Origin of the sequence: Nitrosomonas sp. Is35 (genome assembly GCF_033063295.1) — a bacterium.
GTDB lineage: Bacteria > Pseudomonadota > Gammaproteobacteria > Burkholderiales > Nitrosomonadaceae > Nitrosomonas.
Map to the genome: position 1 here is coordinate 2135950 of NZ_JAWJZH010000001.1, position 15323 is coordinate 2151272.

Annotated in this window: 14 protein-coding genes; 4 read left to right on the forward strand and 10 right to left on the reverse strand. The window is 50.1% G+C overall.

What is annotated here, in order from left to right; genetic code table 11:
- Window positions 1-108: 108 nt before the first annotated feature.
- The 4 genes from R2083_RS10105 (at window position 109) to R2083_RS10120 (ending at window position 3360) form a co-directional block, all read left to right on the forward strand.
- Complete coding sequence (locus R2083_RS10105) at window positions 109-390, forward strand: peptidylprolyl isomerase (RefSeq protein ID WP_317538374.1); 282 nt, start codon at window positions 109-111, stop codon at window positions 388-390.
- Between the two features lie 66 nt (window positions 391-456).
- The gene (locus tag R2083_RS10110) at window positions 457-1035 is read left to right on the forward strand and encodes a GIY-YIG nuclease family protein (RefSeq protein ID WP_317531167.1); all 579 of its coding nucleotides are present in this window, start codon (window positions 457-459) and stop codon (window positions 1033-1035) included.
- On the forward strand, window positions 1036-1503 hold the full coding sequence (locus R2083_RS10115; RefSeq protein ID WP_317538375.1) for a hypothetical protein: 468 nt from the start codon (window positions 1036-1038) through the stop codon (window positions 1501-1503). It begins immediately after the preceding gene.
- 54 nt (window positions 1504-1557) lie between these two features.
- A complete protein-coding gene (locus R2083_RS10120) occupies window positions 1558-3360 on the forward strand; it encodes an ABC transporter transmembrane domain-containing protein (RefSeq protein WP_317538376.1) in 1803 nt (600 codons plus the stop codon).
- On the opposite strand, the gene R2083_RS10125 is transcribed toward R2083_RS10120, so the two are convergent.
- The 10 genes from R2083_RS10125 to R2083_RS10170 form a co-directional block, all read right to left on the reverse strand.
- Window positions 3309-4076, reverse strand: a complete 768-nt coding sequence (locus R2083_RS10125) for a phosphorylase (RefSeq protein ID WP_317538377.1) — start codon at window positions 4074-4076, stop codon at window positions 3309-3311. The two genes, R2083_RS10120 and R2083_RS10125, sit on opposite strands and share 52 nt — an antisense overlap.
- Window positions 4077-4545: 469 nt before the next feature.
- Window positions 4546-5283, reverse strand: a complete 738-nt coding sequence (locus R2083_RS10130) for a hypothetical protein (protein ID WP_317538378.1) — start codon at window positions 5281-5283, stop codon at window positions 4546-4548.
- Window positions 5284-5322: 39 nt separating this feature from the next.
- Window positions 5323-5715, reverse strand: a complete 393-nt coding sequence (locus tag R2083_RS10135; protein WP_317531172.1) for a copper resistance protein CopC — start codon at window positions 5713-5715, stop codon at window positions 5323-5325.
- Window positions 5716-5797: 82 nt separating this feature from the next.
- Complete coding sequence (locus R2083_RS10140) at window positions 5798-7078, reverse strand: exo-alpha-sialidase (protein WP_317538379.1); 1281 nt, start codon at window positions 7076-7078, stop codon at window positions 5798-5800.
- Window positions 7075-7569 (reverse strand): TlpA family protein disulfide reductase, encoded by a 495-nt coding sequence (locus R2083_RS10145; RefSeq protein ID WP_317538380.1) that lies wholly within the window; start codon window positions 7567-7569, stop codon window positions 7075-7077. Before R2083_RS10145 ends, R2083_RS10140 begins: the two co-directional genes overlap by 4 nt.
- A gap of 44 nt (window positions 7570-7613) precedes the next feature.
- Entirely contained in the window at window positions 7614-10262 is a 2649-nt protein-coding gene (locus R2083_RS10150; RefSeq protein WP_317538381.1) for a TonB-dependent receptor domain-containing protein, read from the reverse strand.
- Window positions 10263-10641: 379 nt separating this feature from the next.
- Window positions 10642-11340: a phosphorylase gene (locus R2083_RS10155; protein WP_317538382.1), complete on the reverse strand. Its 699-nt coding sequence runs from the start codon at window positions 11338-11340 to the stop codon at window positions 10642-10644.
- On the reverse strand, window positions 11331-13334 hold the full coding sequence (gene shc / locus R2083_RS10160; protein WP_317538383.1) for a squalene--hopene cyclase: 2004 nt from the start codon (window positions 13332-13334) through the stop codon (window positions 11331-11333). The genes R2083_RS10155 and shc overlap by 10 nt, the downstream gene beginning before the upstream one ends.
- A gap of 141 nt (window positions 13335-13475) precedes the next feature.
- Window positions 13476-14228 carry a VacJ family lipoprotein gene (locus R2083_RS10165; protein ID WP_317531178.1) on the reverse strand — a complete coding sequence of 251 codons (753 nt, stop codon included), beginning with the start codon at window positions 14226-14228 and terminating at the stop codon, window positions 13476-13478.
- 374 nt (window positions 14229-14602) lie between these two features.
- Window positions 14603-15211 (reverse strand): MotA/TolQ/ExbB proton channel family protein, encoded by a 609-nt coding sequence (locus tag R2083_RS10170; RefSeq protein WP_317531179.1) that lies wholly within the window; start codon window positions 15209-15211, stop codon window positions 14603-14605.
- Window positions 15212-15323 lie beyond the last annotated feature (112 nt).

Sequence of the window (15323 nt, forward strand, 5' to 3'; positions counted from 1 at the left end):
CACCCTCTTCGCGTAAAAATGGCACAATGCTTCAATCAGCACGCCAATCTGTGCTTAAATGTACCATGTACGGCAAATTATTTTTGATAAATACCAAAGGAGAATCTCATGGCACGAGCCAGCGCACGTCATATTCTGGTAAAAACCGAAGAACAATGTAACAACCTGAAAGCCGAAATCGAAAACGGCGTCAGTTTCAGCGAAATAGCGCAGCAGCATTCGCTCTGTCCTTCCGGCAAGCAAGGCGGTGATTTAGGCGAATTTGGCCGCGGCCAAATGGTGAAGGAATTCGATACCGTCGTGTTCAGCGCACCGGTCGGTGAAGTGCAAGGCCCGGTCAAAACACAGTTTGGCTATCATTTGGTGGAAGTGACAGAAAGAAAAGATTAAATCATTATTTTTACAATATCATTAAAAATAGAAAAATTGATTTTGTGTAACCCTTTAATCCTCCCAATGATAGAAACCTCCTATTACGTCTACGCTTTAAAAGATCCGCGTTCTTCACCAGCCAAGCCTTTTTACATTGGGAAAGGAACTGGTGTAAGAGCCTATGATCACCTGATAAAACCCGATAATTCCCGGAAAGGTAAATTAATCCAAGAGATTATGGACCAAGGCGCTCAGGTTCTTGTTACGATATTGGTTGATTCAGTCAGTGAAGCGCAATCAATTAAGCTTGAAGCTGAGTTGATATCCGCATTTGGCACAATTGATACAGGTGGTTTTCTTACAAATGTAATCATTCCTTCCGGGTTATCTGGAAAAGTGAGATCTTCTATCGTTGTACCTCACGGCGCACAAGAAAAAGCTCAAATCGGACTCTCATTATTAAAAGATGCGGTTCTCGAATTTGCTAAAGCGAACCCATCAGGAATCTCAAATTCTGATGCTGCAAGTCTTTTAGGCCTAAAGAGTGATTATGGTGGTGGTTCGAAGGATTATCTCTCATATAGTATTATTGGTTTACTTATGCGCGAGGGAAAACTTGCAAGAGAAGGAAACTCACGGAAACATGTCGCTAAAGTACAATAAATGATCAAAGGCATTGACATAAATGTACAAAGCCGAGCAAGACAAATCCTGATCCACGGACTGGCATTGGTATTAGTGGGCATCATCTGGGGACTGGTGATACCGCACACGCCCTTCCCGCGGCTGGCGCTGAGCGCGCATATTCAAGCGGTGCTGAACGGTATGCTGTTCATCTTGATGGCGGTGCCGCTTCTTACGCTGCCACATAAAGTCAGCGCGCGCTCGGCCTTGGTCATGCTGATTGCCGCTTGTTTGACGTGGCTCACCGTCATTTCCGAAATCGCCAATGCCTGGTGGGGTACTGCGGAATCGCTGGCAATCGCGGCGCAGCAGGCCGGTGCAAGCGGCGGTGCTATGTGGCAGGAGCAGTTTGTGAAACTCACGCATATCCCGGCCATTATCGGGTTGATCGTTGCCTGGATACTGCTCATCGCCGGATTTGTGAAAAAACCCAATTCTCAAGATTAACCCGCCCATCTTATAGCAATCACAGTAGCGCCCGCTATCCGGCGGGATTCATTCATGACAGATTCTCCAAAGAACACACAAACCCGCTGGCAGAGCATCAAAAAAGCAGCGCAGTTTATCGCGCCGTACCGGCACCAGGTCGTCTACAGTTTGCTGGCGCTGTTATTTACCGCGACGATTACATTGTCCATCGGGCAAGGTATCCGGTTGATGATCGACCAGGGATTCGCCACGCAATCCAAGGAACTGCTCAGTCAGTATGTGGTGATCTTTTTACTGCTGGTGATCGCCTTGGCCGTCGGCACGTTTACGCGCTATTACTGGGTTACCTGGCTGGGCGAGCGGGTGATTGCCGATATCCGAAGCAAAGTATTCAATCATCTGATCCACCTGCATCCGGGCTTTTTCGAGGAAAACCGCAGCCTCGAAATCCAGTCGCGCCTGACTGCCGATATGACGTTACTGCAAACCGTGATCGGCTCATCGGTATCGTTCGCGTTGCGCAATTTAATCATGATGATTGGCGGCATCATCTGGTTATTTATCACCAACGCGAAGTTGACCGCGCTGGTGACGATTTGCGTGCCGCTGGTGGTAGTACCGATCTTGATTTATGGCCGCCGCGTGCGGCATTTGTCGCGCCAAAGCCAGGATAAAATCGCCGCGGTCGGCGCCTATGTCGGCGAAGTGCTCGGGCAAATTAAAACCGTGCAGGCCTACAATCATCAATCCATCGATCAGCGCACCTTTCACACTCAGGTTGAAGAAGCTTTCGCCGTCGCCAAACAACGCACCCTGCAACGTTCATTGTTGATTACCCTGGTCATTTTGCTGGTGATGGGCGCTGTCGGATTGATGCTATGGGTCGGCGGTATCGATGTGATCGAAGGCCGGATCAGCGCGGGCGAGCTGGCGGCGTTTGTTTTCTACAGTGTCATTGTCGGCTCGGCGGTTGCTTCCATTTCGGAAGTCATCGGCGAACTGCAACGCGCCGCCGGTGCCGCCGAGCGCACCATGGAATTGCTGCAAGCGCCGAATCTGATTCAATCACCGGAAACCCCTCAGCCGTTAACCAACGTATCGGGAAATATCGCCATCGATCAACTGTGCTTCGCCTACCCTTCCCGTCCCGATGTGCTGGCCATCGACAATCTGACATTGACAGTCCGGGCAGGCGAAACACTGGCGCTGGTCGGCCCTTCCGGAGCGGGCAAGTCGACGTTGTTTGATTTGCTGTTGCGTTTCTTTGACAGCCAGTCCGGCGCTATAAAACTGGAAGGTATCGATATCCGGCAACTCGATCTTTTTGCCTTGCGCCGCTGCTTTGCGCTGGTATCGCAAACCCCGGCGTTGTTTTACGGCACCATCGGCGACAATCTGCGCTATGCCCGCCCCGATGCCAGCGATGCGGATGTGCAAGCAGCGGCTGAAGCGGCTTACGCGCATGAGTTTATCTGTCAATTACCGCAAGGCTATCAAACGCATTTGGGAGATGCCGGTTTGGGTTTATCGGGCGGGCAGAAACAGCGGCTGGCGATTGCCCGGGCGATTCTGGCGGATGCGCCGATTCTGCTGCTGGACGAAGCCACTAGCGCGTTGGATGCGCAAAGCGAATATTGGGTGCAACAAGCATTGCAGCAGCTGATGCGCAATCGAACCACGTTGGTCATCGCGCATCGTCTGGCTACGGTGCAATCCGCCGGCCGGATTGCCGTGCTCGATCACGGACGGCTGGATGCGATCGGCACACATGCGCAATTGCTGCAATCCAGTCCGCTGTATGCACGGCTGGCGGCATTGCAGTTTCAGTCACTCGTATCGACTGATCTGCTCTCGCTTAACTCGGCATCACGATAAAGCATGTAATCACTCGCGAAAGTCAGTCCGGTTTTTTGCACGACCTCCGTTAAGGCGGAGCGCGCTACGTGCATTCCAAGCGCGAGGTGGATCAGCGTCACGACTGAGACCGACCGGTTAAGCACCAATTTAATGAGCTGAATGGCATCCACGCTGCCATCGGGATATACCGCGCCCATCAATGCCTCCGGCGGGGAAAATTCGAGCGGATCGACAATCGCCCGGATAGCGAGAAACGAAATGCCGGCATCGGCCGCCACTTTTGCCACGGCCGCCGATTCCATATCCGCCGCGCAAGCACCGGTAGCCTCACCCAACGCCAGTTTTTGCGCGCGGGTAGTGAGCGGCGCTTCACAAGATGTCAGGATTCCGTTCGTAACCGTGACGTGTTTTGACATGATACCGTGCAGCCGGTCGCGCCATTCCATATCCACCGGCAGGATCTCGCCGTCCATCATAACTGCTTCGGGCAATACCAGATCGCCGGGAATTAACTTGTCATCCAAGGCCGCAGCCACACCAAAACTGACTAAAGCATTAATGTTCTGCCCGCACAATTTCAATGCCGCCCCGCGCGCCGCGCTACCTCCTATGCTGCTGAGACACAACGAGGTTCTATCCCCGATATCCACCACTTGATAAAGAGGAAAACGACGTTTATCCACCAAACAGCTTGCTTCTGACTTCAGTGCCGTAACAACTCCGATAATCTTCAATTGATAGCCCCCCTTATCAAAACATGATAGCGCGCCGGCATCAGATTGGGAAGAATTTTGCATGACCATAACAACGCAAATTGAACGCGCATGGATTCACGCCTATAAGACTGTAAACATAAAAAACGCCATTGGCACTACAGCGGCGATCGGACTTCTGGAGGTATCAGTGGATTGATTGATGTGCCAGCATTTTGACAATAGTGATTACCAGCGTTATTGCGGTTTCTAATGGCGCATGTTCTCGCACAATTGATCTGATGTTTTTCCGGGAAAGATATTTGCGCTGATCTCACGGCTTCCGAGTATCACGATATTGGCCTCATTTATTCAATTTGACCGCCGGAAAGCGCTGATTCTTTAGAAGCGTTTTACCGGGAGTTGCGTAAACCCCCGGTGCAGTATCCGGTTCCGCGGTGCAGCAGCTAGCCTAGCAAGACACCAGCGGTTACCGTTCACTAATTCTCTGTTATTTTTGAGTTTCAATGCCTTGCTTATGACTCAAAAAGAAACTTCTTCTACTGATTTCCTGAACCCATTGCTTAGCCGGAATGATGGGAGAGAACATAATCAATCCCAGTATAACGGGAATAATTAATCCCAAGCAAACGGCCAGGATTCTTAGCGCAATATGCCACGGGGATACCGCATCAGGATCGACACCGACGTGCAATGGAATTCTAAGTATATTTTCTTCGGTTATTGTATTTTCTTCCCCGACTGAAAGGTACAGCGCGTAAAACCCTTCTTTGTCCAGTTCGATATGTGTCTCCACCATTCCCCGCGGGTACAGCTTCGCCGGTACTTCAAAAATGGTGCCGGTATCCTTGAAGTTTTCCACTTTCTTCTCATCCTGTCCGATCAGTTCTTGTTTAACCAAGCGGACACTGATAGGCGTTTCCCTTGCGTCTTCGTCAACCAGATCTGCGGTAAAGTAAAGCGAGCCCGTTTTGGGGATTTTTTTACAATAAGATCGTAACAATTTATTTCTATCTTTCCCTTTTATATTCTCCAGATCACCTTCAGGCTTCAGATAAGCACTGAAATAAATTGCGTACAAATCATTAGTGACGAGGCAACCCACCGTTTCGGTATAGTCAAATTGCACCGGGGCGGTTACATTTTTCTTGCTGCAGGCAGGTAACAGCAAAATGGTGCCGCATAATAGAATCGTTAATAACTGTTTGGTAGTGAATGGTTTCATCATGTAGTGCGCTCCTATCGATAAGGAATATGGGTATTGAAGCTAGTCGGATTCCGCAACAGTAAAGTCAAATTTGCCCGAAACCGCGTGTGTATCCGCGGATATCACGCGGTACCGGACGGTGTAAGTATCCGGAGGGAGCTGCGGAATGCTGATATAGATATGCGAGGGATCCAGCACTTCCTGTTCAATATCCTTGTTATCAACACGTTTTCCTGCACTATTCATCACGGCAAGCGATTTAAAAGCGCTCCTGACATGCTCGTTAAACCAGACATCCACCTGCTTCGGTGACGTGGTGATGGTGCTATCCTTTTCAGGTACCGATTTCACCATGACAGCATGCGCGAAAGCGGCTTCCGGTAAGATTAAGAAAGTAATAAAGAACAAACACATCAGTAGATTCATTGAAAAAAAGATACTGCAACGTGCCATAGCGTTTCTCCTGTAAAAATGTAGTGATAGCAACCCACACCCTGCCGTCAGGCGTGATCGCGTGATGAATCAGTGCTATACATTATTCAAAAACATACCAAGCCAATTCACTGGAATGCTGCTTGTTTTTTTCCGTCCATACGGCTAAAAATCCATGTTTTGTCGCCACTAATTTGGGTTGCGTTGCGGAATACTTTGCTTCGGTCAAACGTTTGGGCGTTGACCAGGTCGCGCCGCCATCTTCTGATTTCGCGTAAAAAATACTCGCTCCATCCGGTTCCATTTCATTCCAAATGGCCGCAACAGCATTGCGATTGCGCGCCGCAATATCGCCATTCGTTGCCATACTCCCGAGTTTCCGGGGAATCGACCAGGTTTGGCCGTTATCGCTTGAAGAGAGATGATATAAACCGGATTTGTCTTCAACGCCGGTCCAAACAACACTGTGCAGTTGAGCGATATGGTCTGTGCCAGCAAATTTTAAAGCGCCGCCGACATGCGGACAGCCCTCGAATTTCCATTGAAAATCACCGACTGTGCTGGCGTGCCGCCAGGTTAATCCGGCATCGAGCGACTGCACCAGCGACATGTCGCGAGGCGCCGTATTGCGATAAAGAACAGCGAGTTTATTGTCAGGTGACAATGCCAATGTGTTCCAGCAGCATGAGCACGTGGAATCGTCCAGAGCAACCGGCTGACTCCACTGTTTGCCTTGATCAATCGACCGGGCATAGTGCAAACCTTGGTAACCATTTTCCATGGGATCCGCCAGCCAAACCGCGTGAAAATTACCTTTCCGGTCAGCAATCACATCGATGTGAGCTTGGCTGCCGTCATTGTCCATGGCCGGATTGGCGCCTCTTTTCCAGGTTTGGCCAGCATCCGGGGAATAAGCGCTGACCATCGGTCCCATCGTTGGGAACTCGCCCTCAGTCTGCCACAGTGATACCAAATGGCTACCGTTGGCCGCCAGTTGCACATCGTTTCCACGGCTGGCCAGTGCGGCCGGCAATGACTCATTTACAGTCACCGGATTTTTCCATTGACGCCCGCCATCTTCAGAGCGTGTATAGCGAATCGAGGCATGCTGATTTTGAGCAGAGCGTTTTCCGCTCGCGATGAGGTGGATAATTTCTTGGTCTACATAAACATCGAATGATGAAATATCGAACAATCCCAGCGTCGATTTCACATAAGCGGTATTGTTTGCCGGATTGAGTGCGGTATTTTCCGGCGCTTCCGTGCTTAGCACCGGCCCCGGCGAGCAACCGAGGATCACTAAAACTAATTGCAGGGAAACAATCAATCCACGCTTTCTTCCGGATTGCATGTCATTGGTAATGGCGTACATCCACTGTTTCAATTCAGCAGCACCTTGAAAATATTGTTGTAGTCCTCCTTGGATAACGCGCCGCTAATGCCATGACGTTCATTATTTTTATTGATGAAGTAGGTTCTGGGTAACTCGCCATACCATCTGGGATCAATCTCATGGCGCAATTTTTGTGCATTTTCTTCGGCAAAAATCCAGTGCTCCAGATTGGTCAATTCGTTTTTCGCCAATACGGTTTGAACTAAGCCGGTTGCTGAGGCATCGTCGGCGGATAGCATCACGATATTGATTTCCGGTCTGCTTTTTGCCAGATCATGCAGCAGTGGCATTTTCTTCATACAGGATGAACAGGTGGTCGACCAGATCACCAGCATGAAAGGCTTATCCGCATTGCTATCCAGCAATTTCTGATAACTGCCGGGAATAAAAGGTTTGAGTTGCACCTGCTCGGCACTGGCCGGTAAAACAAAACCGGATGACAGAATGAGTGCACATAGTAAAAATATTTTGCGTAAGGTCATGTTTTTCTCCTTTTGGTGATGAATTCCAGGTACCCCGGATCAAGTTAAATCTTCAATGTAAAGCTCAAGCGGAAACTCACCGGTTCTACCGGATGAAAGTGAAAATCCCTCACGCCGTCAGTCGATTCACCGGGCAGCCGCGATGTATAAAAATAAGTGATCGCGGGATCGTTACGATCGAGCATATTGAACACCTCGGCCTGCAAGCTTAATTTTTTGTTGACTTCATAACCGAGCATGGCAGACAGCAGAATCGTGGAATCCGAGCGTTTACTGTTGTCTTCGATTAAAGGGCGCGGCCCTAAGAAACGTAACCGGGGGCCACCGAAAAAACCGCCAAAAATATGATGAAAAGTTGCGCCGGTTGCGACCACCGCCTCGACCGAGTTCGGCACATAATTACCTTCATCCGGTACTTTATTGCGGAAACGTGCATGGGAAAAACTGACATCGGCGTCAAAGGTCAACCAATCCGTCGGTGAATAGTAATTTGCAAACTCAAGCCCGTAGCGGCGGCTGGGGCGGCTGGCTTCGGTCGTTCCGGCATCCCCGACAAATAGCAGCTCTGAGTCAATATCCAGCCACCACAACGCCAGCGTGCTTTGCAATCCTTTGATCCGCACCGTGCGTGCACCAACCTCCGCACCATAAGTACGGACCAGCGGATCGGCACGCTGAACGGAATCACCGCTGAGCGGATCGATACGGGTGTTGATGCCGCGCGCATCGTTGCTATGAAACCCAAGACCGCCATTCAGATAAAACTCGGTATCCGCCCACGGTCCTAGAACCATGCCAAATTTAGGACTGACCAAGCCATCGTAGCGTTCGCCCATGTTCTGTCTGATATTGCTGTGATTCACGTCAAAGCGGAAACCGTCGAAACGCAACCCCAAACTGGTACGTAACCAATCCGTCCAGGTCAGCTTGTTTTCCGCGTACGGACTGATGCTGGTTACCCAGATGGTATCCTGGCGCGTGATGCCGGTTCTTCTTTGTGCATGCGTTCTGGTCAGTGCGTTGTGAATATTATCGTTACGCACTTGCAAACCGAATGTGGTTTCCGAATCAACAGAACCGATGGTGTGAAAAATCGTGTGGCTGCCCTTGAAGCCGGTTGTCCAACGATCGTCCGGTTGCCCGAATTGATCGCCGCACGTATTAAAAAGAGCTGGATTGAATTGTCTCCCTGAATCCAATCCAGTTAAACCGGCACAGCCGACGGTGTTGGTGTATTCATTGTCATCCAGAAAATAGGTGAAGTTTGAGAACAGACCCAGCTTGGAATTCACCCCATAAACCATTAATTTAGTAATACTGTTCTCACCCCGGTGATGCCATTCACCAGTCAGGCTATAGCGCTGGCTGCTGCCGCCATCGGTAGGATCAAGCGCATCATAGCGGCCAATGACCCCTTGCTGCAGCGCGCGCCTTGGGATCTGATCGGTCGCTTTCCAATCGGACTTAGTGGCCATGGCGGTTACACTCCAGCCATGATTGCCGTACTCCTGGCTATATCGCAACAGACCGTTAAATTTCAAATAATCGTTGCCAACCGTCCACGGACCATTGTTGTGCACGATTTCTCCCGCATACAACAAATTACCCGTTCCTAATGCGCGGGAACCGGCGATCAATCCGCGGTAATAATCAAAGCTGCCTCCCGTGAATCTGACCATGGTTTCCGGTAGCTTTTTAAAATAGCGGATATTGGCCGAACCGGTACTGGAAAAATCTCCATTCTCGGCATAGTGCATGCCTTTTTTGTATTCCAGCGTTTCGATCAGTTCCGGAATGAGAAAATTGGTATCTATCCAGCCTTGTCCGTGGGAATGCGATAATTGATTGACCGGCACGCCTTCAATCTGGGTTAGAAAATCGGTGCCGTGATCGAGATTGAATCCACGTAGAAAAAACTGATTGGCTTTGCCTTCGCCGCTGTGCTGTGTGGCGATCATGCCGGGAATGGTTTCCAGCACTTCCGCCGGACGCGTGATCGGCCGGAATTTGATCTGGGCTTGCCCCACGTTGCCTTGAGAAGCGCTATCGGCAACGCCTATCAGTGAATTGGCCCGCTCAGTCACACGCATCTCGTTAAATACCACCCATTTTGCTTTACCTGCTTCAGGCTTGATTTCCGTCATTGATCTGGGGGTTGTATTGATCAATTGAGCAGTTTCTTGGGCATGCACGTTGTTACCAACGAAAAAAGTCAGTGCCAATATCACTAAACGCGCAATCAGTATGCCGGTGCCATGCAACAGTAAGGTGGCGAATACGAACCCGGAGGTATAGGAAATCAGACTGGCGGAAGCGGATATTTCCTGGCCATGCGCGTAGCCATGGAAAAAAGCAAACAGCGCGATGATCAGCATATTAAGCGGGGCGCTAAATTGAATTTTGCGGATAATGAATACATTGAGTAGCAGGACGGACAGAAGAATGATATTTTCCGTATAGGGTAGTGCGATATCCACTGCACCGGCAAATCCGCCAAGACTCATGACGCTGGCAAATACCAGGGGTAATACCCAGACAGCTTGTCCGCGCGATTGCGCGGCCCATATTCCTACCGCAATCATGGTCAGAATATGATCCCACCCTTCCAATGGATGATGAAAACCGTCGTGCCAATCACTGCTAATGACAAGCATCATGGCCGGGTTTTGCGGCAGGAAAAAAGATAACAGCATGAGTGATCCAAACGCGAGGATCATGGTCGATCGTTTCTCAGATTTTTGAGTAACTTGCGGCATTTGCTTGAGACTTGAGCTAAAGATAATTGCCATTATCTTCTTAACGCAAGAGGGTTCGAAAGTGACAAATTGCCACAGCGGCAATTTGTCACACTTAACCTAGAGCCGGATCGGAACGATTATTTGGATAGGGAAAAACACAAGCTGCCAGAATTTTTCCAAAAGACTGGGAATGATCCGATTCGATAAATACAATTCTGATCAGTGACTTATTCTGTAGCACAGCATGGTTATTGGATGTAATCCTGATAGACAGCGGCAAGTGACAATGTCCGATCGGCTCAAACAGAGTCGGGTCAATGGCACCGGCTTAGATTCAGGCCAACCCTGTACCGGCGGATTGAATAACCTTTGATAAAGTTTTGCGTGCCGCACGCATACCGGCACCCATTTGCAGCAACGTGCCGATACGAACTGCGCGTTTCAGCAGCAATGCCGTAAGGCGTAGCGGATTCACACCGCCATCGGGATACACGGCGCTGAGCAATGCTTCCGGTGGCGAGAAATGAAGCGGATCGATAATAGCGCGCACAGCAATGAACGGGATGCCTGCTGCTGCTGCCACTTGCGCCACGGCGGCGCTTTCCATATCCACCGCACAGGCACCGGTGACTTGCGCCAGATTGCGTTTGGCTTTTTCATCCGTCAGCGGCACAGCACTGTCCGCCAATCCGCCGTTGACGACGGTAATATCGATGGCCAGTAAACTTTGCAGCCGGTCACGCCATGCCAAATCAACCGGCAACTGTTCACCTGCGTGAATGACATCCGGCAAAACCAGGTCGCCTGGTTTTAGGGTGGAATCCAACGCGCCGGCAACACCAAAGCTCACCAGCGCCATCGCACCCTGTTGATACAACCCTTCGGCGGCCGCACCCGCAGCCTGCGCGCCCATGCCGCTTAACCACAAGCACGCATGGTCATTCAGCTGCACCATTCGATTGAATGGAATCCGCGCCGGTACTATGCAACTGGCTTCAGCCCGTAAGGCTGTCACCAGTCCGGTTACACGCACGCGGCGACTGTTCTGGTCAGCGCACGGTAACGCGCCAGCGCCCATATCGGGAAGAATTTTGAATAACCGTGATAGCGCAAATAGAACACGCGCGGAAAGCCAGGCGCAGTGAACCAAGGATCTTCCCACAAGTGATCGCTGGATTGATTGCGCAACAGATAATTAATTCCTTTGCGAACCGATTCGCTGTTGACCTCACCCGCTGCCATTAAGCCCAGTACAGCCCAAGCGGTTTGGAATGCCGTGCTGGTTTCGGGAAACCGCCCCGCCAGTTGCTTATCCAAATAAGAATCGTTGGTTTCACCCCAGCCGCCATCGGCTCTTTGCACCGATTCCAGCCACTTCACGGCGCGGCGCACGGAATGGTGTTGCATATCGAACTTGGCCAGTTGGAAAGCTTCCAGCACTGACCATGTGCCATAAATATAATTAGTGCCCCAGCGCCCGAACCAGGAACCGTCTTGCTCCTGTTCGCGCAACAAAAAGCTGATGCCGCGCCACACTTCGAGCTGGTGCCTGCCATATTTTCCCAGCAAACCGACACAACGCGCGGTCACATCGCTAGTGGGCGGATCGATCAGAGCGCCATGATCGGCGAAAGGAATTTCATTCAAATAGTGATGGGTGTTATCGATATCGAAAGCGGCAAAGCCACCGTTACGCGATTGCATACCTGCCAGCCAATTGGCTGCGCGCTCCAGCGATTTATGATGCCGCTCCGCGCCGCCTTGATCCAACGCCCATGCCACAGCGGCAGTATCGTCCAGATCCGGATAATGCGGATTGGCGTACTGAAACGCCCAACCGCCGCCCAACAATTCAGGACGTTTGTCGCGCCAATCGCCCGGCTCGTCCAAAACCTGCTGCTCAACCAGCCAATCCAATGCTTTCAATACCGGTTCTTGACCGGTGGTTGGATCTTCCTGCAATGCCAAGCTGGTCAATACCGTATCCCAGACCGGCGATGTACAGGGCTGACACCAAATGCGCTCGCCTTCGTCGACCAGCAATCCACGCAGCGCGTTACGGCATTGCACTCGATTAGGGTGATCATAGGCATAGCCCAACAGCGTCAATGCTTCATGCGCATTAACCATGGCCGGAAAAATCGCACCGATACCGCACTCGCCATTCAGACGTTCAAGCGTCCAGCGTTCCGCTTTACGGATCGAATATTGCCGGATTGATTGCGGCAGCTTCGGCTCCACCCGCGACAAAATACGCTCAACCAGCATAAATGCGCGCTTCAGAACGGTATCCGCTCTGGGAAAATAATTTTTTTCCTCTTCCGGCGGCACGATAAACAATTCGCGAATATTCACTTTACGCGGATTGATCGCACGCGCTTTCATGGTGCACAGAATGGACAGCGGTATCATCACGGTACGTGACCAGTACGAAACTTTGCTGATATGAAAAGGAAACCAGCTTGGCAGCAGCACCAGTTCCGATGGCACCACCGGCACGCCACGCCACGGGATCTGATCGTACATAGCCAGCAACAAACGCGTGAACACATTGGCTTTGGCTGCCCCGCCGCGTTCCAAAATAGCTTCCCGTGCGCGCACCATGTGCGGCGCATCAGTCGAGTCCCCCACCAGCTTCAGCGCATAGTACGATTTGATCGTGCAGCTGATATCAAACGCGCCGCCATAATAGAGCGGCCAGCCGCCGTGCGTCATGTCCTGCTTGTCACGGATAAAACGGGCGATCTTGTTTTCCAAAATCACGTCGATCTCATCCATGAAGTGCATCATTAAAATATACTCGGCCGGGATCGTGCAGTCCGCTTCCAGCGGAAAACACCAGTGTCCGTCCGGATTTTGTAATGCCAGCATGGCTGTACGAGCTTGGTCAAATTTCGTTTCCAGCTCGGCGGTGTTGATACCATCCTGATTCAGGGTTGTTGCCATATCCGATTCAGGGGTTTCACCGTTAACCGTAAAATCACTTTGTTGCTGCGATAGATTCGCTACTCTCTGAAGTCCGTCCATATATTCCTAACACTGTACGTTACAAATTCCCCAATGGATAAAACACTTGCTGCGATCCAAACTGATTTTATTTTTACATAAGAGCGGCTTCCTGCCGATGCCTTGCTGCAAAAGCCATGAAACGATGATTATACCGGCTCGTTACTTTTGCTTTTTTCCGTCTTTTTCAAAAGGATTATCCTGAAAATGCTCATAGTCATAAAGATCTAATGGCAGTTTGCCATCATGCACGAGAAATTCGCGTTGTTGCAACGAGGCTTCCCGCACAAACAAATAGGGATCGATTGCAGCTTCATCGCGAATTCGCATCGGACCGATCAAGCGCGCGCGCTTATCGATCGCCCCCAGAATGGTCAGAGGAGCCGCGAAGTAGGAACCCACCACAAGACCGGCATAAAAAAGCACATTGGTGAAAATACCGACGGGAATATTCGTGACGTCACGTTCACTGCTGGGCCCCACGAGCGGAATAAACAGATAAGATCCTGGATTTACTCCCCAGACACCCAGCGTTTGGCCGAAATCCTCATCATGCTTTTGCAGCCCCATATGCGTCGCCATATCAAAAAGTCCGAACATGCCGACTGTTGAATTCACAAAAAAACGTAAGGTATCCGAGGCACCCTGCGTCACTTTTCCCTGCAGAAAAGAATTCAGTGCAACGTTCGGATAAGACAAATTATCGTAGAAATTTCCGATCGACCGCTGCGCAGCATTGGGAACATAATCAATGTAAGCATTCACAATCGGCACAAACACGGTCCGATCCACTTTGTCGGTAATATCGTAGGAAGCGCGATTAATTTTTTCGTGCGGGTCGGCCGGATCCAAATCCTGATTGCTATTTTTTGGAGCTGATACACAGCCTTGCAAAGCAACAATGCTGATAAACAATAAAACAACCATTAAGCGGCTATGATTAATTATCGAATTTGTATTTCTCAAGATACGAATATTCTCATTCATTTACGTGTAAAACAATTAACCTGTAAATTTCATAGCAGAAAAACCATTGATCCGCTCTGCGGATGATCTGAGCAAATAAACTTCTGGCTTCTGAATCAACTGATAACGGCGAGCTCCATTTACTATTGCTACCCGCCTGTTCTTGTGTCATTTTTCCAGTCAAAAATTAATCCAGCCGAAGTATACACTACTACTTTGACATCATGTTTTGCTGCCTCAGCTATTCCGGTTTTTGACCGGATATGCTTTATGCTCCGGATTAATCTTGTTGAGGGTGTGCACTAGGCTAAAGAACGCACTACTCAGCTTTCTCGTTCCCCGTGAACCATTTCGACTAACTTCAAAGCTTGCAATTCCATTTCAATGACGATGTCGTCGACTTTGGCGCGAAAATGACGGTAGAAAATCATGCTGGGAATCGCCACCAGTATCCCGAAAGCCGCATTATACAAAGCGACTGAAATTCCGTATGCGAGTTGCGCCGGGTTGCTGCCCGTTGGAGAATTCGAACCGAAAATCTCGATCATACCCACCAATGTTCCAAACAAACCCATCAAAGGACTCAATGCCGCAATCGTCCCCAGCGTTGTCAAATAGCGATTCAGATCGTGCGCGATCACCCGGCCCGATTCTTCAATGGATTCTTTCATCACTTCGCGGGTGCTTTTAACATTTTTAAGCCCGGCGGCAAGAATTTGCCCCAGCGGCGAGTGCTGCTGTAAGCGCGCCAGCATCTCTGCATTCACACCATTACGTTTATATTCGTTCAACACCCTGGGCAGCAATTCCTTTGGTGAAACAATACGCAACCGCAATGTCCACATGCGCTCCCCGATGATGCCCAAAGCCACGACAGAAGCAATGATGATCGGCCAGATTGGCCATCCGGCCGCTTGAATTAACGATAACACGTGATAATCTCCTCACTCTCTATATAGATCCGGGTATTATTCTGTGGCTTACTATATTACCCGATTAATTGATTTCGTAATGATGCTCGATTCGGCATGCAATGTATCGTGA